This window comes from Glutamicibacter soli (genome assembly GCF_052322135.1).
GTDB classification, from domain to species: domain Bacteria; phylum Actinomycetota; class Actinomycetes; order Actinomycetales; family Micrococcaceae; genus Glutamicibacter; species Glutamicibacter soli.
This window is the reverse complement of record NZ_CM125969.1, coordinates 2,322,457-2,343,912: the sequence shown is the minus strand read 5'-3', so window position 1 is coordinate 2,343,912 and position 21,456 is coordinate 2,322,457. Positions and strand designations below refer to the sequence as shown.

General features: G+C 63.7%; 19 protein-coding genes. 12 read left to right on the top strand and 7 right to left on the bottom strand.

Features of this window, described 5'->3' with window-relative positions; genetic code table 11:
* Nucleotides 1-17: 17 nt before the first annotated feature.
* From ACTX90_RS11080 to nrdR, 6 genes are all read left to right on the top strand, one after another.
* Nucleotides 18-743, top strand: a complete 726-nt coding sequence (locus tag ACTX90_RS11080; protein ID WP_113606456.1) for a DivIVA domain-containing protein — start codon at nt 18-20, stop codon at nt 741-743.
* A gap of 108 nt (nt 744-851) precedes the next feature.
* Nucleotides 852-1,430 carry a signal peptidase II gene (lspA, locus tag ACTX90_RS11075; RefSeq protein WP_244910786.1) on the top strand — a complete coding sequence of 193 codons (579 nt, stop codon included), beginning with the start codon at nt 852-854 and terminating at the stop codon, nt 1,428-1,430.
* Nucleotides 1,427-2,374: an RluA family pseudouridine synthase gene (locus ACTX90_RS11070; RefSeq protein ID WP_443442080.1), complete on the top strand. Its 948-nt coding sequence runs from the start codon at nt 1,427-1,429 to the stop codon at nt 2,372-2,374. Before lspA ends, ACTX90_RS11070 begins: the two co-directional genes overlap by 4 nt.
* Before the next feature lie 182 nt (nt 2,375-2,556).
* Nucleotides 2,557-6,066, top strand: coding sequence for a DNA polymerase III subunit alpha (gene dnaE / locus ACTX90_RS11065; protein ID WP_443444015.1), 3,510 nt, complete (start codon nt 2,557-2,559; stop codon nt 6,064-6,066).
* 88 nt (nt 6,067-6,154) lie between these two features.
* Nucleotides 6,155-7,519, top strand: a complete 1,365-nt coding sequence (gene hisD, locus ACTX90_RS11060) for a histidinol dehydrogenase (protein WP_053798388.1) — start codon at nt 6,155-6,157, stop codon at nt 7,517-7,519.
* A gap of 70 nt (nt 7,520-7,589) precedes the next feature.
* On the top strand, nt 7,590-8,078 hold the full coding sequence (gene nrdR / locus ACTX90_RS11055; protein WP_047119477.1) for a transcriptional regulator NrdR: 489 nt from the start codon (nt 7,590-7,592) through the stop codon (nt 8,076-8,078).
* Nucleotides 8,079-8,169: 91 nt separating this feature from the next.
* On the opposite strand, the gene map is transcribed toward nrdR, so the two are convergent.
* On the bottom strand, nt 8,170-9,045 hold the full coding sequence (map, locus tag ACTX90_RS11050) for a type I methionyl aminopeptidase (protein WP_047119476.1): 876 nt from the start codon (nt 9,043-9,045) through the stop codon (nt 8,170-8,172).
* Nucleotides 9,046-9,178: 133 nt separating this feature from the next.
* Between map and ACTX90_RS11045 the strand changes: the two genes are divergently transcribed.
* On the top strand, nt 9,179-9,373 hold the full coding sequence (locus ACTX90_RS11045) for a hypothetical protein (RefSeq protein ID WP_047119475.1): 195 nt from the start codon (nt 9,179-9,181) through the stop codon (nt 9,371-9,373).
* 99 nt (nt 9,374-9,472) lie between these two features.
* Here the strand turns inward: ACTX90_RS11045 and panB are convergent, their stop codons facing one another.
* Nucleotides 9,473-10,309 carry a 3-methyl-2-oxobutanoate hydroxymethyltransferase gene (panB, locus tag ACTX90_RS11040; protein ID WP_443442079.1) on the bottom strand — a complete coding sequence of 279 codons (837 nt, stop codon included), beginning with the start codon at nt 10,307-10,309 and terminating at the stop codon, nt 9,473-9,475.
* A gap of 135 nt (nt 10,310-10,444) precedes the next feature.
* Between panB and glnA (ACTX90_RS11035) the strand changes: the two genes are divergently transcribed.
* From glnA (ACTX90_RS11035) to ACTX90_RS11020, 4 genes are all read left to right on the top strand, one after another.
* Nucleotides 10,445-11,785, top strand: a complete 1,341-nt coding sequence (gene glnA, locus ACTX90_RS11035; protein ID WP_053798385.1) for a type I glutamate--ammonia ligase — start codon at nt 10,445-10,447, stop codon at nt 11,783-11,785.
* 54 nt (nt 11,786-11,839) lie between these two features.
* Entirely contained in the window at nt 11,840-14,866 is a 3,027-nt protein-coding gene (locus ACTX90_RS11030) for a bifunctional [glutamine synthetase] adenylyltransferase/[glutamine synthetase]-adenylyl-L-tyrosine phosphorylase (RefSeq protein WP_443442078.1), read from the top strand.
* 5 nt (nt 14,867-14,871) lie between these two features.
* Nucleotides 14,872-15,363 (top strand): DUF1990 family protein, encoded by a 492-nt coding sequence (locus tag ACTX90_RS11025; protein WP_113606559.1) that lies wholly within the window; start codon nt 14,872-14,874, stop codon nt 15,361-15,363.
* 160 nt (nt 15,364-15,523) lie between these two features.
* The gene (locus tag ACTX90_RS11020; RefSeq protein WP_047119471.1) at nt 15,524-15,991 is read left to right on the top strand and encodes a nucleoside deaminase; all 468 of its coding nucleotides are present in this window, start codon (nt 15,524-15,526) and stop codon (nt 15,989-15,991) included.
* Nucleotides 15,992-16,020: 29 nt separating this feature from the next.
* On the opposite strand, the gene ACTX90_RS11015 is transcribed toward ACTX90_RS11020, so the two are convergent.
* Nucleotides 16,021-16,368, bottom strand: a complete 348-nt coding sequence (locus ACTX90_RS11015) for a hypothetical protein (RefSeq protein WP_113606453.1) — start codon at nt 16,366-16,368, stop codon at nt 16,021-16,023.
* 87 nt (nt 16,369-16,455) lie between these two features.
* Nucleotides 16,456-17,880, bottom strand: a complete 1,425-nt coding sequence (gene glnA / locus ACTX90_RS11010; protein ID WP_047119469.1) for a type I glutamate--ammonia ligase — start codon at nt 17,878-17,880, stop codon at nt 16,456-16,458.
* 263 nt (nt 17,881-18,143) lie between these two features.
* Here glnA (ACTX90_RS11010) and ACTX90_RS11005 point away from each other — a divergent pair, with 263 nt between their 5' ends.
* Entirely contained in the window at nt 18,144-18,581 is a 438-nt protein-coding gene (locus ACTX90_RS11005; protein ID WP_047119468.1) for an RDD family protein, read from the top strand.
* Nucleotides 18,582-18,684: 103 nt separating this feature from the next.
* On the opposite strand, the gene ACTX90_RS11000 is transcribed toward ACTX90_RS11005, so the two are convergent.
* The 3 genes from ACTX90_RS11000 to lipB form a co-directional block, all read right to left on the bottom strand.
* Nucleotides 18,685-19,434 carry a DUF4191 domain-containing protein gene (locus ACTX90_RS11000; protein ID WP_047119467.1) on the bottom strand — a complete coding sequence of 250 codons (750 nt, stop codon included), beginning with the start codon at nt 19,432-19,434 and terminating at the stop codon, nt 18,685-18,687.
* Nucleotides 19,435-19,588: 154 nt separating this feature from the next.
* Nucleotides 19,589-20,590: a lipoyl synthase gene (gene lipA / locus ACTX90_RS10995; protein WP_053798379.1), complete on the bottom strand. Its 1,002-nt coding sequence runs from the start codon at nt 20,588-20,590 to the stop codon at nt 19,589-19,591.
* 33 nt (nt 20,591-20,623) lie between these two features.
* On the bottom strand, nt 20,624-21,271 hold the full coding sequence (gene lipB / locus ACTX90_RS10990) for a lipoyl(octanoyl) transferase LipB (RefSeq protein ID WP_047119464.1): 648 nt from the start codon (nt 21,269-21,271) through the stop codon (nt 20,624-20,626).
* Nucleotides 21,272-21,456: the final 185 nt, after the last annotated feature.

Sequence of the window (21,456 nt, the reverse complement as noted above, 5' to 3'; positions counted from 1 at the left end):
AGCATTGAGGTGACCCAATGGCTTTGACGCCAGAAGACGTAGTCAATAAGCGCTTTCAGCCGACCAAGTTCCGTGAAGGCTACGACCAGGACGAGGTAGATGACTTCCTCGACGAGATCGTGGTGGAGCTGCGTCGCCTAACCGGTGAAAACGAGACTCTCCGCCGCCGTCTGAGCGAACTTGGCGAAGACGCAAACGTTGTAGCCAAGGAACAGGCTGTTCCGGCTCCAGTATCCGCTGCTCCGGCTGCCAAGCCAGCCGAGGATAAGAAGGCTGAAACCAAGCCTGCCGAAGAAGCCAAGGCTGCTCCGGCTCCAGCTGCCAAGCCGGCAGAAGAGAAGAAGGCCGAGCCAGCTCCGGCTGCCAAGCCTGCCGAGAAGAAGGTCGAAGCAGCTCCTGCAGCAGCACCGGCCGTCGCTCCTTCCGCCGAATCGGCTGCCAACGTTCTTGCCATGGCACAGCGCCTGCACGACGAATACGTCGCATCCGGTGTTGAGCAGCGCGACAAGATCATCTCCGATGCCAAGACCGAGGCAAACTCCTTGGTCACCTCGGCAGAAGAGAAGAGCCGCAAGACCCTGTCTGCCCTGGAGCAGCAGAAGTCCGTCCTCGAACGCAAGCTCGAGCAGCTGCGCGGCTTCGAGCGCGACTACCGTGCTCGCCTGAAGACCTACATCGAAGGACAGCTGCGCGACCTCGAGTCGCAGGGTTCGATCGATGGCGCAGCAGGCAAGGCCAACTAGCTGCCTGCGGTTCAACGCTTGAACTGGTCATAAAGTAAGATCATCGGTGGTGCACGGATTCTTTCCGGCACCACCGATGACGTTTAAAAGGAATTAATGGGTAACACCGTGAGTGAACCACAAGCGGGCAGCGCCGCCGCGAAGGCCAAACGCTACACCGGACTCGGCCTGATCATCGCCCTGATTGCCCTGGTCCTTGACCAGGGCGTGAAGCTCTGGGTCGAAAACAGCATGGAGCTGGGAGAGTCCTTCGAGGTGATCCCGGGGTTCTTCGACATCCACTACATCCTGAACCCGGGAGCCGCGTTCTCCATGGGCGAGAACTTCACCGTTGTGTTCACCATCCTGCAGGCCACGGTGGCCGTGGTCGTCACCTACCTGTTGTTCCGCCGGGTCAAGATCCGCAGTTGGTCCATTGTCCTCGGCTGCCTGCTGGGCGGCGTGCTCGGCAACCTGGGCGACCGATTGTTCCGCGAACCTGCCTTCGGTTTCGGCCACGTGGTCGACATGTTCTCGGTGACGAACTTCGCGATCTTCAACGTCGCCGATTCGTTCATCGTGTGCTCCATGATCGTGGTCGCCTACATGCTCATCCGCGGCATCAATCTGGACGGCACCATCGGGGACAAGCCGAAGGACAGCGGCTCCGCAGCCCAGGGCGACGACCCGCAGAAGCCTGCTTCATGAGCCCCCTGATGGACGCATCGCACCATGCCCTCTCGGTCGACGAGGCCGACGCCGGATCCCGGCTGGATGCTTACCTGGCGCGCGTACTGCAGATTCCCCGCACCCTGGCCTCCAGCCTGTGCAAGGACTCACAGGTGCAGGTCAACGGGAAAACTATTGCCAAGTCACTAAAGCTCAAAGCGGGGGACAGGCTGTCGGTGACCATACCGGCCCAAGCCGACCCGCTGGAAATCAGGGTGGAAGCCGTGGAAGACCTGAAGATCATCGCCGACGATGACGACTACGTTGTCATCGACAAGCCCGTGGGCGTCGCCGCCCACCCGTCGCCGGGCTGGGTCGGTCCGACCGTGGTCGGGGCGCTGATGGCCGAAGGCTACACGATCTCCACCTCCGGAGCGTCCGAGCGCCAGGGCATCGTGCACCGGCTCGACGTGGGCACCAGCGGACTGATGGTGGTGGCGAAGTCCGAACGCGCCTACACCGCCCTGAAGCGCGCCTTCAAGGAACGCACTCCGAAGAAGATCTACCACGCAGTCGTCCAAGGCCTGCCCGATCCGCTGGAAGGCACCATCGACGCACCCATCGGCAGGCATCCAGGGCACGACTGGAAATTCGCCGTGCTGGACGGCGGACGAAATTCGGTCACCCACTACAAGGTCATCGAGGCCTTCGGCCGCGCCAGCTTGGTGGAGGTGCACCTGGAAACCGGGCGCACCCACCAGATCCGCGTGCACTTCTCCGCATTCGGCCATCCCTGCGCCGGCGACCAGACCTACGGCGCCGACCCGAAGCTGGGGGCCGCGCTCGGGCTGACTAGGCAGTGGCTGCACGCCAAGCGCCTGGGCTTCGAACACCCGGTCACCGGGCAGTGGATGGAATACGAGAGCGAATACCCCTCGGACCTGTCCGGCGCGCTGGAGCTGCTGCGCGAGGGAACCTTCTAGGAACTCCATGGAACGGGGTGCACCTGTAAGGGCCGGCGCGGCCCGGAAATTTTCCGGGCGGCTGTATCTCTTCCCACACCTGGTTCAGGCTCGAGGACTTCCGTGCCGGCTGTCGCTAGACTGGTTTGGTGAGCGCGACACGTGACGGATTTGTCCATCTTCATACACACACCGAATACTCCATGCTGGACGGGGCGGCCCGGCTAGGCGAACTGTTCGCCGAGGCCAACCGGCAGGGCATGGAAGCCATGGCGATCACCGACCATGGCTACCTCTTCGGCGCCTTCGACTTCTGGCGCCAAGCCACCGGTGCCGGCATCAAGCCGATCATCGGGGTGGAAGCCTATGTCACCCCGGGTACCCACCGCACCGACAAGACCCGCGTCAAGTGGCGCACCGAGGAACGCCAAAAGGGCGACGACGTCTCGGGCGGCGGCCTCTACAACCACATGACTCTGTTGTCCTACAACAACAAGGGCATGGACAACCTCTTCAAGGGCTCCTCGCGCGCCTCACTGGACTCCGTGTTCGGCAAGTACCCGCGCTGGGACCGCGAGCTGCTCAACGACCACCACGAGGGCCTGATCGCCACCACCGGCTGCCCCTCGGGCGAGGTGCAGACGAAGCTGCGCTTGGGGCAGTACGATGCCGCGAAGGCCGCAGCCGCCGAATTCCAGGACCTGTTCGGCAAGGAGAACTACTTCTGCGAAATCATGGACCACGGCCTGGAAATCGAACGCCGAATCACCAAGGACCTGCTGCGGCTGGCCAAGGAACTTGCCATTCCGCTGGTCGCCACCAATGACCTGCACTACACCCACGAGGCCGATGCCAAGGCCCACGAAGCGCTGCTGGCCATCAACTCGGGCTCCACGCTGGATGAGCCGACCTACGACCAGGGCGGCAGCCGCTTCGCCTTCAGCGGCACCGGCTACTACCTGAAGAGCTCGCGCGAAATGCGCGAGTTGTTCAAGGAACTCCCCGAGGCCTGCGACAACACGCTGCATATTGCGGACCGCGTGGACCTCACCTTCGACACCAGCGCCAACTACATGCCGAAGTTCCCCTGCCCTCCCGGCGAGGACGAGACGAGCTGGCTGATCAAGGAAGTCGACAAGGGTCTGCACTACCGCTACCCGAACGGCATCCCGGAGGCTTCGCGCAAGCAGGCGGACTTCGAGCTGGACGTCATCATCAAGATGGGTTTCCCCGGCTACTTCCTAGTCGTGGCGGACTTCATCAACTGGTCCAAGGACCACGGCATCCGCGTCGGCCCGGGCCGCGGTTCCGGCGCAGGCTCCATGGTTGCCTACGCCATGCGCATTACCGACCTGGACCCGCTGGTTCATGGCCTGATCTTCGAGCGCTTCCTGAACCCGGAACGTGTTTCCATGCCCGACTTCGACGTCGACTTCGATGATCGCCGCCGCTCCGAAGTGATCCACTACGTCACCGAGAAGTACGGCGATGAGCGTGTGGCAATGATCGTGACCTATGGATCGATCAAGACGAAGCAGGCGCTGAAGGACTCCTCACGCGTGCTGGGCTACCCCTTCTCCATGGGCGAGTCCCTCACCAAGGCGCTGCCGCCGGCAGTCATGGCCAAGGACATCCCGCTCAACGACATCGAGAACCAGGAGTCCAAGCGCTACTCGGAGGCCGGGGACTTCCGCAACCTCGTGGCTAACGACCCCGAGGCCAAGCGTGTCTTCGAAACCGCCAAGGGGCTCGAAGGCTTGAAGCGCCAGTGGGGCGTGCACGCCGCCGGCGTGATCATGAGCTCGGACCCGATCATCGATGTCGTGCCGATCATGCGGCGCATCCAGGACGGGCAGGTCATCACCCAGTTCGACTACCCGACCTGTGAAGGCCTGGGGCTGATCAAGATGGACTTCCTCGGTCTGCGAAACCTCACCATCATCTCCGACGCCCTGGCCAATGTGAAGGCCAACAAGGGCGTGGAGCTGGACCTGGAGACCCTGCCGCTGGACGACGCGGCAACCTACCAGCTGCTGGCCCGCGGCGACACGCTGGGCGTATTCCAGCTCGATGGCGGTCCGATGCGCTCGCTGCTGAAGATGATGCGCCCGGATAACTTCGAAGACATTTCCGCGGTGCTCGCGCTCTACCGCCCGGGCCCCATGGGCGCGAACTCGCACACCAACTACGCGTTGCGTAAGAATAAGCTGCAGGAAGAAACCCCGATCCACCCGACACTGGAAGAGCCGCTGCGGGAGATCCTCGGGGGGACCTTCGGCCTGATCGTGTACCAGGAACAGGTCATGTCCATCGCGCAGAAGCTTGCAGGCTTCTCGCTGGGCCAGGCGGACATCCTGCGCCGCGCCATGGGCAAGAAGAAGAAGTCCGAGCTGGACAAGCAGTTCGCCGGCTTCTCCAAGGGCATGATGGACAACGGCTTCACGATGGAAGCCGTGCAGGCCCTCTGGGACATCCTGCTGCCCTTCTCCGACTACGCGTTCAACAAGGCCCACTCGGCGGCCTACGGCGTGGTGTCCTACTGGACCGCCTACCTCAAGGAGCACTACACGGCCGAGTACATGGCCGCGCTGCTCACCTCGGTGGGCGACGACAAGGACAAGCTCGCGCTGTACCTCAACGAGTGCCGCCACCTGGGCATCACCGTGCTGCCTCCGGACGTCAACGAATCGGCCCTGACCTTCACCCCTGTGGGCAACGATATCCGCTTCGGCATGGGCGCCATCCGCAACGTCGGCTCCAACGTCGTGGACGGCATGGTGCAGGCGCGCCAGGAAAAGGGCGCCTACACCGACTTCAGCGACTTCCTGAACAAGGTCCCCGCGGTGGTCTGCAACAAGCGCACCATCGAATCGCTGATCAAGGCCGGAGCCTTCGACTCCATGGGCCACCCCCGCCGCGCGCTGGTCGCGATCCACGAAGAAGCCGTGGACTCGGTCATCCAGCTCAAGCGCAACGAGGCGGCCAACCAGTTCGACCTGTTCAGCGCCCTGGATCCCTCCGAGGCCTCGGATGCCATGACCGTGGCCATCCCGGACCTCCCGGACTGGGACAAGAAGGAAAAGCTGGCCTACGAGCGGGACATGCTCGGGCTGTACGTTTCCGACCACCCGCTGCAGGGCCTGGGTTCCGCGCTGGAGCAGTATGCCGACATGTCCGTGACCCATGTGCTGTCCGACGACGGGCCGCAGGACGGGCATATCATCTCCATCGCAGGCATGATCTCCGGGTTGCAGCGGCGCATCGCCAAGAAGAGCGGCAACCCGTACGCGCGCTGCGAGGTGGAGGACCTCTCCGGTTCCATGGAGGTCATGTTCTTCGGACAGGCCTACCAGCCGATCGCCGAGGTGCTGGCCGACGACCTGATCGTGGTCATCAAGGGGCGCGTACAGCGCCGCGACGACGGGTCCATCACCCTGAACGCCCAGGAAATGATGATCCCCGAATTGTCCGAGGACGCCAACGGCGGCCCGGTGGTCATCGGCATCCCGACTCACAAGGCCACCGAATCCCTGGTGCAGAAACTCGGCGACGTGCTGCGCACCCACAGCGGCAACACCGAGGTCCGGGTGAAGCTCACCGGCAGCCGCGGCACCTCGCTGCTACGCCTGGGCATGAACTTCCGGGTGAACCCTAACCCCGCCTTGTTCGGCGACCTGAAGGTCCTGCTCGGCCCCAATTGCCTGGACGTGTAGCGCTCCGGAGCATTGCGGCGCAGCCGCAGATGACCGGGTGAGGTAACCAATGGGTGCCGCACCCGGTCTTCGGCGTTAAAATGGGTACGTGACTTCCAATCCAGTAACCGTCTTTTCCGAACTCGCAACCCTCGACTGGCGCGCCGAGGACTTCAGCTACGCCCAGCTCAAGGCCAACCTGCCGCGCCCTGCCATGAACTCGCAGACCGCCGCTGAAACCGTGCAGCAGATTATCGATGATGTGCGTGCCCACGGCATGGGCACGCTCAAGGACCTGGCCCGGCGATTCGACCAGGTGGAGCTGGATCATACAAGGGTTGCGCAGGCGGAACTGGACAAGGCGCTGGCCGAACTTGATCCCGCGGTCCGCTTGGCGCTGGAGGAATCGATCTCCCGTGCTCGGCTCTTCGCCGCCGCCCAGGTGCCGGCCGACGCCGTGGTCGACTACAGCAACGGCGGATCCGTCACCCAGCGCTGGGTGCCGGTGCGCCGCGTGGGCCTCTACGTGCCTGGTGGACTGGCCGTCTACCCGTCCTCGGTCATCATGAACACCGTCCCGGCCCAGGCCGCGGGCGTGAAGTCCCTGGCCTTGGCCAGCCCGCCGCAGAAGGAGTTCGGCGGACTGCCGCACCCCACCATCCTGGCTGCCGCGAAGCTGCTGGGCATCGAGGAGGTGCACGCCATGGGCGGCGCCCAGGCCGTGGCGGCCTTCGCCTATGGCGTGGACGTGCCGGGGGACTCGCGCGGCGGCATCGAGCCGGTGGACGTGATCTCCGGTCCGGGCAACGTCTTCGTCGCTACCGCCAAGCGGCTGGTCAAGGGCGTCGTGGGCATCGACGCCGAGGCAGGGCCCACCGAGATCGCGATCCTGGCCGACAGCACGGCAAAGGCGGACTTCGTGGCCGCCGACATGATCTCGCAGGCCGAGCATGATGCCAACGCCGCCGCGGTGCTGGTCACCGACTCGCCGGCACTGGCTCAGGCGGTGCGCGAGCAGCTGGACGTCCAGGTCGCGGCCACCAAGCACAGCGAACGCGTCCGCGAGGCGCTGAGCGGCAGCCAGTCCGCGATCATCCTGGTCAAGGACCTGGACCAGGGCGTGGATGTCTGCAACGCCTATGCGGCGGAGCACCTGGAAATCATGACCGGCAACGCCGCGCAGGACGCCGCCCGCATCACCGCCGCCGGCGCGATTTTCGTGGGCGACTATGCCCCGGTGTCGCTTGGCGACTACTGCGCCGGGTCCAACCACGTGCTGCCGACCAGCGGCACCGCGTTGCACGCCTCGGGGCTGAACGTGAACACGTTCCTGAAGGCCGTGCAGGTCATCAGCTACGACAAGTCGGCGTTGGGCGATGTCGCGGCGCACGTGATTAATCTGGCGACTGCCGAGGACCTTCCGGCCCACGGCGACGCGGTCGCCGTGCGAAAGGCGCACAAAGCGCTAAACTAATACATGACATGTGTGGATTTCGGAAGGTACGCTTTGTGGAATCCAGTTTTAGCACTGAGTTGGAGGTGTCATGAACTGCCCTTATTGCCGCAACCCCGATTCGCGTGTGGTCGATAGCCGAGTTGCTGATGATGGCGTCTCCATCCGCCGGCGCCGGCAGTGCACCGCGTGCTCCCGTCGTTTCACGACGATCGAAACCGCAAGCCTGAGCGTCTTGAAGCAGTCCGGTGCGGTTGAACCGTTCTCCCGCAACAAGGTGATCAACGGCGTGCGCAAGGCCTGCCAGGGACGGCCGGTCACAGACCACGACCTGGCGATTCTGGCGCAGGAAGTCGAGGAAGCCGTGCGCACCTCGGGCGCCGCGGAGATCCCGGCGCACCAGGTGGGACTGGCAATCCTCGACCCGCTCTCGCGCCTGGACGAGGTGGCATACTTGCGTTTTGCCAGTGTCTACCACAATTTCCAGTCGCTGCAGGATTTCGAGGCGGCGATGGAGAAGCTGCGCGAACAGCGCGGCAAGGCTCCGCAGGGGACCCAACGACCACTGACCGCAGACTGACCCTTCGGGATACACCAGAGGCGTTGGCCCGGCCCTTTTCAGGGACCAGGCCAACGCCTCTGGTTTTTGCGCGCGGCGTCGGCGCCGCGCCCTATGGCAGGGTGAGGATCTCGGCGCCCGAGTCGGTGACCAGCAAGGTGTGCTCGAACTGCGCGGTGCGCTTCTTGTCCCGCGTGGTGACGGTCCAGTCGTCGGCCCACATGTCCCATTCAACGGTGCCCAGGGTGAGCATCGGCTCGATGGTGAAGACCATGCCCGTCTCGATCAGCGTGTTGTAGCCCGGCGCCGCATCGTAGTGGGGGATGATCAAGCCCGAGTGGAAGGCCTCGCCCACGCCGTGGCCGGTGAAGTCGCGGACCACGCCGTAGCCGAAGCGCTTGGCGTAGCTTTCGATGGTGCGGCCGATGACGTTGATCTCGCGGCCCGGCATGACCGCCTTGATAGCGCGCTTGAGCGAGTTCTCGGTGCGCTCGACCAGCAGGCGGGATTCCTCGTCCACGTCGCCCACCAGGAAGGTGGCGTTGTTGTCGCCGTGCACCCCTCCGATGAAGGCGGTGATGTCGATGTTGATGATGTCCCCGTCCTGCAGGACCGTGGAGTCGGGGATGCCGTGGCAGATCACTTCGTTCAGCGAGGTGCACAACGACTTCGGGAAGCCTCGGTAGCCCAGGGTGGACGGGTAGGCGTTGTGGTCCAGGAGGAACTCGTGGCCGATGCGGTCCAGCTCGTCGGTGGTGATCCCTGGCTGGCAGGCCTTGCCGACTTCGGCCAGCGCCTGCGCCGCGATGCGTGAGGCAATGCGGATGCGTTCGATGACCTCGGGGCTCTTGACCTCGGATGCGGTGTTCTTGGCCGGTTCGCGCTTGCCCACGTACTCCGGACGTTCAATGTTCTTGGGCACCGGGAGCTGGGGGGAGACCACGCCCGCGGTGAGATTTCCGATTGGTGCAGTTGCAACAGTAGCCATGAAGATATTCTATCGCCCGGCTGGCCCCCGGATTTGTGGATGAGCTGAGAGCCGAACGCATTTCACACCGAAAACTATCCCGGTGCGCTAGCGTTGAGCTAGGCAGCCATAGAACCATCTGAAGGAGCAGGCGATGAGCTCAGAAGGAACCCCCGGTGAGGGGAAGTACTGGTACAACGTGAACACGAAGAGCATCGAGAAGGGCGCGCAGTCGGACTGGTCCCAGCTGCTGGGCCCGTACGACACCGAGGCTGAAGCCCGCACCGCGCTGGAAAAAGTGCAGGCGCGCAACGACGCCTGGGATGCGGAAGACGAAGAAGACGACTAGTTCTCCTGCGTCCGCGCACAAGAAAACCGGTGCGAGCAGCCCCTGCACGGGGCCGCTTGCACCGGTTTCCTCTTTGCCGCGGCGTGGGCCGACGAAACGCTACTTGTCGAACTCGTACTCGGCCGACGGGAAGGTGCCGGCCAAGACGTCCTGGTGGTAGGCGCTGACCGCCTCGGAGACCATCGTGCGCAAATCGGCGTACTTCTTGACGAACTTCGGGGTGCGGCGTCCCCCCAGTCCCAGCATATCCTGCCAGACCAGCACCTGGCCGGTGGTCGAGGCCCCGGCGCCGATGCCGATGGTCGGCACCACCAGTGCCTCGTCGATCAGCTTGGCGGCAGGGCTCGGAACCATTTCCATCAGGATGCAGAACGCGCCGGCGTCCTGCAGGGCCAACGCATCGGCTTTCATGCCCTCCACGGCGTCGCCGCGGCCCTGGATGCGGTAGCCGCCCAGGGCGTGCTCGGACTGCGGGGTGAAGCCGATGTGCCCGATGACCGGAACCCCGGCCAGGACCATGGCGCGCACGTGGTCGGCGTAGGCGGCGGTGCCTTCCATCTTCACGGCGTGCGCATGTCCCTCCTTCATCAGACGGACAGCGGTGTCCACGGCCTGGGCAGGGGACTGCTCGTAGCTGCCGAACGGGAGGTCGGCGACAACCATGGCGCGCTTGCTTCCGTTGGCAACGGCCTTGGTGAAGATGATCATTTCATCGATGCTGATGGGAAGCGTGGATTCGTAACCGATGACGGTGTTGGCGGCTGAATCGCCCACGAGCAGGATCTCGATTCCCGCTTCATCGAAAATTTCGGCCATCATGACGTCATATGCGGTTAACATGGCGAATTTTTCGCCTTGTTCTTTGGCTTGCTGTAGATGGTGAACCCGGATGCGGGACGGGCCTTTTTCAGGGTTCGCTACGTATGGTTGAGGCATGAAACGACTTTATCGCACTTGGCGCAGGCGGTGCTTGCACGGCTAAAGAGGTCGAAACGTTATAGTCTTGCAACAGGTCAACATAACTACGGGCCTGATGGGCGCCGGACTCTAGCATTTATAAGGCGGTGGAATATGGATCGTCAGCAGGAATTCGTGCTGCGCACCATTGAAGAACGTGACGTTCGATTTGTGCGCATGTGGTTTACCGATGTGGTTGGTTCACTGAAATCTGTGGCGCTGGCACCCGCAGAAGTCGAGGACGCCTTTGAAGAAGGTCTTGGCTTCGACGGTTCCTCGATCGACGGCCTGTCCCGGATCTCCGAATCAGACATGCTCCTGCAACCCGATCCGGCCACCTTCCAGCTGCTTCCGTGGCGCGGTGAGGTCGAGCCGACCTCCCGCATGTTCTGCGACATCCTCACCCCCGAAGGCCAGCCCTCGAACGCCGACCCGCGCCAGGTGCTCAAGCGCCAGCTCACCGAAGCGGCCAATATGGGCTTCACCTGCTACACCCACCCGGAGATCGAGTTCTACCTGTTGAAGAACTCCGAGCTGGATGCCGAAGGGCGTCCGCAGCCGATTGACAACGGCGGGTACTTCGACCATGTGCCGGACGGCGTCGGCCAGGACTTCCGCCGCGCCTCGGTCACCACGCTCGAAGCCCTGGGCATCTCGGTGGAGTTCTCCCACCACGAGACCGGACCGGGCCAGAACGAAATCGACCTGCGCTACGCCGATGCCCTGCAGACTGCGGACAACATCATGACCTTCCGCACCGTCATCAAGGAAATGGCCATGCAGAAGGGCATCCACGCCACCTTCATGCCCAAGCCCTTCGCCGAGCATCCGGGCAGCGGCATGCACACCCACTTCTCCTTGTTCGAAGGCGATGTCAACGCATTCTTCGAGGCCGGCCGCGAGTACCAGCTCTCCGACGTCGCCAGGTCGTTCATTGCCGGCATCCTGCACCATGCGCAGGAAATGACCGCGATCACCAACCAGTTCGTGAACTCCTACAAGCGCCTGTGGGGCGGGGGAGAAGCCCCGAGCCACCGGTCATGGGGGCACAACAACCGCTCCGCCCTGGTGCGCGTGCCGCTGTACAAGCCGGGCAAGGGCCAAAGCGCGCGTGTGGAGTACCGCGGCATCGATTCAGCCGCCAACCCGTACCTCGCCTACGCCTGCCTGCTGGGCGCCGGCCTGAAGGGCATTCGCGAAGGCTATGAGCTGGAAGACCCGACCGAGGACGACGTCTGGAGCCTGTCCACCGCCGAGCGCCGGGCTTCGGGCCACGTGCCGTTGCCGGGCAGCCTGCACGACGCCCTGCGCGCCATGGAGGAGTCCGAGCTCATGGCCGAGATCCTCGGTGAGCAGGTGTTCAACTCGTTCCTGGCCAACAAGCGTGCCGAATGGGAAGAGTACCGACAGATCATCACCCCGTACGAGCTGGATAAATACCTGGGGATCCTCTAGGAGGACCCCGGCGCGCCGACGCGCGTCACACAGTCAGGAGCCGACGTTCACGCCATGACAGAAATTTCCTCGCGATCCCTGATCAACGCCGGGTTCTCCGACGTTGAACGGGCCAAGAAGTTCCTCGATTCCACGGAACTGTCCACCTTGGACCCGGAACTGATCGTGAAGATGATGGCGCACGCGCCGGACCCCGACCAAGCCCTGCTGCTTGCCCTGCGCTTGGTGGACCGCCACCCGCAGGCGGCGGAGATCTTCCTGCAGGCCGAGAGCTGCCAGGCGCTGATCCGGCTGCTGGGCAGTTCCGCGGCACTGGGCGAATTCCTGATCCGATGCGAGGACGCGCTGCAGGTCGTTGCGCAGGCACCGTCCACCAGCTTCACCAATGTGCCCGCAGACCAGCTGCGCAACGACATGCTTGCAGCGGTCGGCGCGGTGCAGACTCCGAACGGCCACTGGGTCGCCTCGTGCACGGGGGCCGAGGCGCGTCAGAAGCTGCGCGTCAGCTACCGGCTGGCGTTGCTCTCGCTGGCCTACCGCGATCTGGGATCGGCCCAGCCGCAATGGGTCATGCCGCAGGTCGCCGCCGAACTGGCTGACATGGCCGCGGCAGCCCTGGAAGGCGCCCTGGCCGTGGCCCGCGCCGAAGCCGGCGAACAGTACACCCCCGAACAGGTCGACCAGGTGAAGCTGGCCGTGATCGGTATGGGCAAGTGCGGCGCCCGCGAGCTGAACTACATCTCCGACGTGGACGTGATCTACGTGCATGGTTCGCTGCCGGGCATCGAGGAAGATCTGGCCGGCGCCGTCGCCACGGTGCTGTGCGGCAACGCCGCCCGCGCGCTGATGGTTCCCGGCCCCGAGCCGATGCTCTGGGAAGTGGACGCCAACCTTCGCCCCGAAGGCAAGGACGGCGCGCTGACCCGCACCCTGTCCTCGCATGAGGCCTATTACCGGCGCTGGGCGCACTCCTGGGAGTTCCAGGCGCTGCTCAAGGCGCGCGCCATCGCCGGCGACAAGGACCTGGGCGCAGCCTACGAGCGCATGGTCTCGCCCATGGTCTGGTCCAGCTCCGAACGCGACGGATTCGTGGAATCCGTGCAGGCCATGCGCCGGCGGGTGAGCGACAACATCTCCAAGGACGACGTGCCCTGGCAGATCAAGCTGGGCCCGGGCGGGCTGCGCGACGTGGAGTTCACCGTGCAGCTGCTGCAGCTGGTCCACGGACGGGTGGAGCCTTCCATCCAGGTGCCCACCACCACCCTGGCCATCCACGCGATGAGCGAGACCGGCTACATCGGCCGCGAGGACGCCACCAACTTCGATGGCTCCTACCGTTTCCTGCGCCTGCTGGAGCACCGCATCCAGCTCAGCCAGCTGCGCCGCACGCACCTGATGCCGCGCAACGAAAACGCCCAGCGCGTGCTGGCCCGCGCCATCCGCGGCGCCGGGGACCTGCAAGCCACGAGCCCGGAAAAGCTGCTGCGCCGCTGGAACGAAACCAAGCGCCTGGTCCGCTCGCTGCACGAACGCATCTTCTACCGCCCGCTGCTCGTCAGCAGTTCCAATCTCTCGGCGGACGACGTCCGGCTCACCGCGGAATCCGCGCAGGCCCGGCTGCGAGCCCTGGGCTATCTGGACCCCAAGGCCGCGATGCGCCACATCGAGGCGCTCACCGGGGGAGTCTCCCGCCGCGCGGCCCTGCAACGCCAGCTGCTGCCGGTGCTGCTTGACTGGTTCGCCCGCGGCGTCGACCCGGACGCCGGGCTGCTCGGCTTCCGCCGCCTCAGCGAGTCCCTGGGCAAGACCCACTGGTTCCTGGGCATGCTGCGCGACACCAACGCCGCCGCCGAGCGCCTGAGCCACCTGCTGTCCAATACGCGCTTCCTCACCGACCTGCTGGCCAATGAGCCGGCCGCCGCCGCCTGGCTGGGCACCGACAGCTCGTTGATGCCGCTGAGCCGAGAAAGCCTGGCGCAGCAGAACACCTCCATCATCCAGCGCACCAAGGCACCCGAAGCCGCCATCCGGCAGATCAGGCTCGTGCGCCGCCGCGAGATCCTGCGCGTCGCGCTCGCCGACGGCGCGGGCCTGCTGCGGGTGGACCAGGTGGGCCGGGCCCTGTCGGACATCGACGGGGTCATGATCGACGGGATCCTCACCGTGCTGCTGGCCGCCGACCAGGCAGTTCACGGGGAGCAGGCGCGCATCGCGGTGATCGCCATGGGCCGCCAGGGCGGGCAGGAGATCGGCTACGGCTCCGACGCGGACGTGCTCTATGTCCAGCGCCCGGTTGCAGGCGCGACCGACCAGCAGGCCCAGGAGCAGGCCTCGCGTGTGGTCACCGAGCTGATGTCGTGGAGCTCCAAGCCGTTGAAGCCGGCCATCCCGGCCGAGGTGAAGTTGAAGATCGACTCGGACCTGCGCCCCGAGGGGCGCCAGGGTGCTCTGGTGCGCTCCTTCGATTCCTATGCCGCCTATTATGAGCGCTGGGTGGAAGTCTGGGAACGGCAGGCGCTGCAGCGCGCCCGGCCGTTCGCCGGCGACGAGCAGCTGGGCCAGGACTTCATGGAGCTGATCGAGCCGATCCGCTACGGCCGCGGCCTGGACGAGGCGGAGATCAAGGAGATCCGCAAGATCAAGGCGCGCGTAGAGGCAGAACGGCTGCCGCGCGGAGCGGATCCGAACCGGCATCTGAAACTCGGCCGGGGATCGCTGTCCGACGTCGAATGGCTGGTGCAGTTCTACCAGCTGCGCTACGCCTGGAAACACCATGAGCTGCGCACGCCGTCCACGCTCGTCGCGCTGGACCAGCTGGCGGCCTTGGAAATCATCACGGAAGAGCAGGCCGAGGTGCTGCACATCGCCTGGCGCCTGGCCACCCGCATCCGTTCCGCCGAGATCATCACCTCGGGTCGTTCCAGCGACGTGCTGCCCAGCTCCGCGAGGGACATGGAAGCCGTGGCCCGCTGGTGCGGCTACGAGGCGAACACCGGCATGGAACTGGAAGAAGACTACCTGCGCGCCACCCGGCACTCCCGGGCGTTGTTCGAGCAGCTGTTCTACGGCTTCGAAGACTAGCCTTGATGTCCCGGACGCAGATCCGCGAGGAGCGCTGGAGCCCGGAGCCCGGAGGCTGGCGTGTGTGGAGGCGCCAAGTCTACCTCGGCTCGGGCCACGCGTTCTGGGAGCAGTCGGCGGCAGCGCTGCTGCACGGGGAAGTGAAAACCCGCAGCGGATTCCGCATCAGCACGCAGGACAAAGTCCGCAGCGGAGCCAAGCCGCAGATCATCGTCCCCGTGGGACCGGCGTCGATCCACGAACCTGTCGAGGTGGTGGATGTCGTTGAATGCGGCAACCTGGCCGGATTCGCCTATCGAACCCTGCCGGGACACCCGGTCTGCGGCGAAGAAGCCTTCATCCTGCGCCGGATGGGGCCAGCGGTGTTCCTGAAGATCCGCTCGCTCACCGCCGCTTCGGACCGCTGGACCTGGCGTTCGGTCTTCTGGCTGCTGCTGGGAGCGCAGCGGTTCATCCGGTGGCGCTATCTGCGGGTGATGCGCCAGCGCACGTCCTGACCTGCATCTGCATCGGCGGGACGGCGGCAAGACCATGAATTTCATTTCGACCCTCGCACCCGCGCCTCATCAGGGGATAGGCTGGGCAGGCAGTTCCAAATTTCGGTTCGGCGCCCCCCGGATTGCCCGGCAGCGCCGATGGTTTGAGGGGGAAAAGGACATGGATCCGCAGTTAATGCAGGCAGCGGTCGACCAGTCGGTACTGGCGCTGGAAAGCAACGACAGCGGCCCGTTCGGGGCGGTCGTGGTACTGGACGGCAAGGTCATTGCCACCGGATACAACACCGTGGTGCATGATTCGGATCCGACGGCCCACGCGGAGGTCAACGTGATCCGCAAGGCCGGACAGGCTCTGGGAACCTTCGACCTGTCACAGTGCGAGCTCTACACCAGCTGCGAGCCGTGCCCCATGTGCCTCGGCGCCATCTACTGGGCGCGATTCAAGCACGTCTACTACGCGAACGACCGGCAGGACGCGGCGAACATCGGCTTCGACGACAACTTCATCTACACCGAACTGGAGCTTCCCATGAGCGAACGGCGCATCCCGTTCACCAAGGTCGAGCTGGCCTCGGCTCTGGGGGCCTTCGAAGCGTGGACCGCCAAGGTAGACAAGCAGGAATACTAGCCGCCGCTGATTCAGGGTTGGCTTGGCGATTAGCGGTGTTCCACGTCCGGCCAAGCCACGCGGAAGCGTTCGGTGGGCTGCAGGGCCTTGGTGCGCAGCGCATTGGCCAGGACGATGCCGTGGGGTGAGATTTCCAGTATGTTCAGCACCTCGGCGGCATCGCGGGAGCCGGCATCCAGCACCCAGGTGGTCATCACCTCGCTGATGCCGCGATCCACCAGCAGCTGCTCGCCGTCCACGTATCCGCAGGCATCCGCCAGTGCGTGGCTCAGGACGTTGCGCGGGGTCACCAGTTTGTAGTCGGGATCCGCAGGGTCGAGATGACCCACGGTTTCGCCGTCTTCGCGCTGCACGCCGACCCGGGTGGAAAAGTCCATGACGCCAGCGTACCCCGGAACGAAATAACGCCGGGTTCCACCTGTTGGTGGAACCCGGCGTAGTGCTGTCACCCCGCAGGGCGGGGATTAGCAGCCGTAGTACAGCTCGAACTCGTATGGGTTCGGGCGCAGGCTCAGTGGCTTGATTTCGTATTCGCGCTTGTACTCGATCCAGGTCTGGATCAGGTCCTCGGTGAACACGCCGCCCTCGAGCAGGAACTCATGGTCGGCTTCCAAGGCCTTGAGCGCCTCCTCAAGGGTTTCAGGAGCACGCTGGATGTCCTTGGCCTCTTCGGCAGGAAGCTCGTAGAGGTCCTTGTCGATCGGGTCTGCAGGCTCGATGCGGTTCTTGATGCCATCCAGGCCAGCCATCAGCTGGGCTGCGAAGGCCAGGTACGGGTTCGAGGAAGCATCTGGAGCGCGGAACTCGATGCGCTTTGCCTTCGGGTTCGAACCGGTGATCGGGATGCGGATACCGGCCGAGCGGTTGCCCTGCGAGTACACCATGTTGACCGGTGCCTCGAAGCCCTTGACCAGGCGGCGGTAGGAGTTCACGGTCGGGTTGGTGAAGGCAAGCACCGCATCTGCGTGCTTCAGCAGGCCGCCGATGTACCAGCGGGCGGTGTCGGACAGGCCGGCGTAGCCCTTCTCGTCGTAGAACAGCGGATCGCCGTTGCTCCACAGCGACTGGTGCACGTGCATGCCCGAGCCATTGTCGCCGAAGACCGGCTTCGGCATGAAGGTTGCGGACTTGCCCCAGGCGTCGGCCACGTTCTTCACGATGTACTTGAACAGCATCAGTTCATCGGCGGCATGCACCATGGTGTTGAACTTGTAGTTGATTTCAGCCTGGCCGGCAGCGCCAACCTCGTGGTGGCTGCGCTCGACTTCTAAGCCTGCTGCATCCAGCTCGACGCAGATGGCATCGCGCAGGTCAGCCTGCTTGTCGGTTGGGGAGACAGGGAAATAGCCGCCCTTGAACGGGGTCTTGTAACCCTGGTTGCCGCCCTCTTCCTTGCGACCGGTGTTCCATGGCGCTTCGTCAGAGTCGATCTTGTAGAACGCACCCTGCGGCTTGGACTCGTAGCGGACGTCTTCGAAGATGAAGAATTCTGCTTCCGGAGCGAAGAATGCGGTGTCGGCGATGCCGGTCGATTCCAGGTAGGCCTCGGCACGCTCGGCCACGCCACGCGGATCGCGGTGGTACGGCTCGCCGGTGCGAGGGTTGATGATCGAGAAGTTCATGGCCAGGGTCTTCTCGATACGGAATGGATCGATGAACGCGGTGCTGACATCCGGGATAAGCTGCATGTCGGAATCAGAAACACCTGCGAATCCGCGAATGGAGGAACCATCGAAGAGCTGGCCGTTGACGAAGAAGTCCGCGTCGACCGACTTGGCTGGAACATTGAAGTGCTGCTGGACACCTGGAAGGTCAGTGAATCGAATGTCGACGAACTTGACGTCCTCTTCGGCAATGTAGGCCAAAGCTTCTTCTGGACTCTTAAACATGTGCAGGTTACTCCCTGGTGAGATTTAGGTTTGGTAAACGGAACGATCACACGAAATGATCTGAGCTGTTCTCTTGCTTACCCATCAAGCTTACCTAGGATCCGTTTCTTATTGGTGTCTCTATTGTTTCGTCCGCGTTACAAACAACATGTTCGGGCGTGTCGTACGTCTCTGATCAGTGTGAAAGCACGGGTGTAACAAACAAATCCGTGCGGAAAATCAGTGAAAAATGTTTACACAGGGTGCGCGGATAGACTAGAGGGGTGGAACGCAAAGACTTTAGTTCGTGGCTTGAAGGCCCGCCCCAGCTTAATTCCCAGCATTGGCCGGGGGAGCACATGGGCCGTCCGGAGAAGGGCCCCGGCTCGATTGGGCGCCTGCCGCGCCGGCTCGGGGCAATCAGCATCGACTGGGGGCTGTCGATGCTGCTCAGCTGGTGGCTTTTCGACCTGAACGACTGGGCAACGTTGGCGCTGTTCGGCCTGGGCCAGATCATCGGAGTAGGCATCACCGGGCATACCATCGGCCATCGGGTCTTTAGGATGCAGGTCCAGTCGATGGACGGCACTGCGGTCACGCCGTTGCAGGGACTGATTCGCTCGGTGCTGCTCTGCCTTTTCATCCCGGTACTGATTGCCGACAAGGACCAGCGCGGACTGCACGACCGACTGGCCAAGAGCATCCTAGTCAACATCCGCTAGCAAGAGCAGGCTCCCTTGGCCCGGGCACGAGGCCCGTGGCGCTGCACAGAATCAAGACAAAAAAGAAACCGCATCGAACGATGCGGTTTCTTTTTATCCGGTCCTAGCCTCGCATGGCGCGGCGGTTCGGGCGAACGCGGTTCGGGTCGATGCCCTTGGGGATCGGCAGGCGATTCGCGGTCAGGGTGCTCAGACGCTTCTCGACTGCGCTGACCTCAAGCTTGGTGATCGACTTCGGAAGCTTCTTCATCTTCTTGGCGACGTCTTCCAAGGCCACCTGGTCTTCGTCCTGGCCGGCGTTGATCACGTGGATCGGAACGTTCGGCAGTACGCGGCCGACTCGTTTGCGCTCGGAGATCACCAGATCGCGCACGCGGGACTTGGGGCCTTCGGAGACCAGCACCACGCCGGCGCGGCCAATGGCCATGAACACGAGGTCCTGGTGCCGGTTGTAGGCAACCGGTTCCTCTTTCAGGATCCAACCGCGACGCAGTACGCTCATCGCTGCGCCGACAGCACCCGGTCGTCCGACCAGCTGCGAGAAGGCGGCCTTCTCGGCGCGGCGGGACATGATGTACATAGCAGCGAGCAGGGCCAGCGGGATCGAGATGATCAGCATGGTGACCCAGTTGCGGATCAGCAAGCCGATGACCAGGCCCACGGCGATGATTCCCAAGGCAGCCAGAGCCATCCACCAGACGACCATCGGGTCGTGGCGGCGGGTCATCTGGAAGACCTGGCCGATCTGCTTTAGGCGACCGGGCTCTTTGTTCTGCTTCTCAGCTTTTGGTTTACGCGAAAAAAGCCCACGCTTTGATTGCGAGGCAGCGTCGTTGTCGGAGTTTTTGGCCATAGTGCCTCAATTCTACGCGATGAATCTATGAGATCTAATCCAGTGCGGGAAATTGCCAGTCCCGTACGGCTGCGGGGGAGGGCCAACGCACGATGTCCCGGCCCAAATGGTCCGGAGTGTACCATTCGGGCCGGGACATTTCCGGCGGCGTTGCCTAGCTTCCGATCAGCGAGGCAGCTTCCTGACGGGTGTCGCCGGAGGATTCGATGTGCGCGAGCGCCTCGGGGATCTCGCGGCCCTTCTTGCGCATGGCTCCTGCCCACAGTCGCCCGGCCCGGTACGACGAGCGCACCAGCGGCCCGGACATGACCCCGGCGAAGCCGAGCTCTTCGGCTTCCTGCTGCAACTCCAGGAATTCCTGCGGCTTCACCCAGCGGTCAACAGGCAGGTGACGTTCGGTCGGGCGCAGATACTGGGTAATGGTCAGCAGGTCGCAGCCAGCCTCGTGCAGGTCGCGCATGGCCTCCGAGATTTCCTCGCGGGTCTCGCCCATGCCCAGGATCAGGTTCGACTTGGTGATCATGCCGCGCTGGTGGCCATGGGTGATGACGCCCAGAGAGCGCTCGTAGCGGAACGCCGGGCGGATGCGCTTGAAGATGCGCGGCACGGTTTCCACGTTGTGCGCGAAGACCTCCGGAGCGGAGTCGCAGATCGCGTCCAGGTTCTCCGGCTTGCCGGAGAAGTCCGGGATCAGCAGTTCCACGCCGGTGTTCTCGTTGAATTGGTGGATGCGGCGCACGGTTTCCGCGTACAGCCAGACACCCTCGTCTTCGAGATCGTCGCGGGCGACTCCAGTCACGGTGGCGTAGCGCAGGTCCATCTTCTTCACGCTCATGGCGACCTTGAACGGCTCGGAGCGGTCCAGCGCCGCCGGCTTGCCTGTGTCGATCTGGCAGAAGTCGCAGCGGCGGGTGCACTCGGAACCGCCGATGAGGAATGAGGCCTCGCGGTCTTCCCAGCACTCGAAGATGTTCGGGCAGCCGGCTTCTTCGCAGACGGTGTGCAGTCCCTCGGACTGCACCAGGTTTTTCAGCCCCACGTATTCAGGACCGATGTTGAGTTTCGCCTTGATCCACTCGGGCTTGCGCTCCACGGGTACGGCGGCGTTGCGCTTTTCAACGCGCAGTAGTCGACGGCCTTCTGGCTCGATGCTCATTGACTGCTCTTTCTAAAGGAAGGGAGTGGTTGTCTAGACGACTTGAGGGGTGAGGAGACGCTCAAGCTCCTGCTGGACGCGATCGACCACGTCGCTGGGGGAGATTTCGCGGCCCAGTTCCTTGGAAATCGTGGTGACGCCGGCATCCGTGATGCCGCACGGGATGATCTGGTCATAGGCGTTGAGATCATTCGAGCAATTCAAGGCGAAACCGTGCATGGTCACGCCGTGGTTGATTCGAATTCCGATGGCGGCGATCTTGCGGTCCTGCTCGCCCTCCGCACCTGGAACCCACACCCCGGAGCGTCCTTTCACCTGCGCGGTGGGGATGCCGTACTCGTCGACCACGTTGATCAGCGCTTGTTCGAGGGTTTCCACGTATAGCCTGATTGCGCTGATCTTGCGCAGCTTGACGATGGGATAGCCAATGAGTTGTCCTGGGCCGTGCCAGGTGAGTTTGCCTCCGCGGTCAACGTCAACAACGGGGGTGCCGTCGAGGGGAAGATCTTCGGGTTCAGTTCGTTTGCCAGCCGTGTAAACGGCTGCATGTTCGAGGAAGAGGACTTTTGGGGTTTGTTCGTCCGCGGCCACCGCATCATGCAGCTGGATCTGGTAGTCCCAAGCCTGCATGTACGGAATGTATTCTGTGCCGAGTCCGACTCTTTCGAATTCGATCGCCATGGGGGTTACCCTACGCCGTTGAACCGGCGGTCGCTAATTCGCCACCACCCGCTGTACATGTGGATAACGAATTTGCAATTCGGGATTATTCGGTAGAACGAAACCATGGATGAATCAACGAATGTGCTGGCCTGGCCAACGTGCCCCGGTTACATGACAGTGAAACCCTTAAGTACCAAGTCACC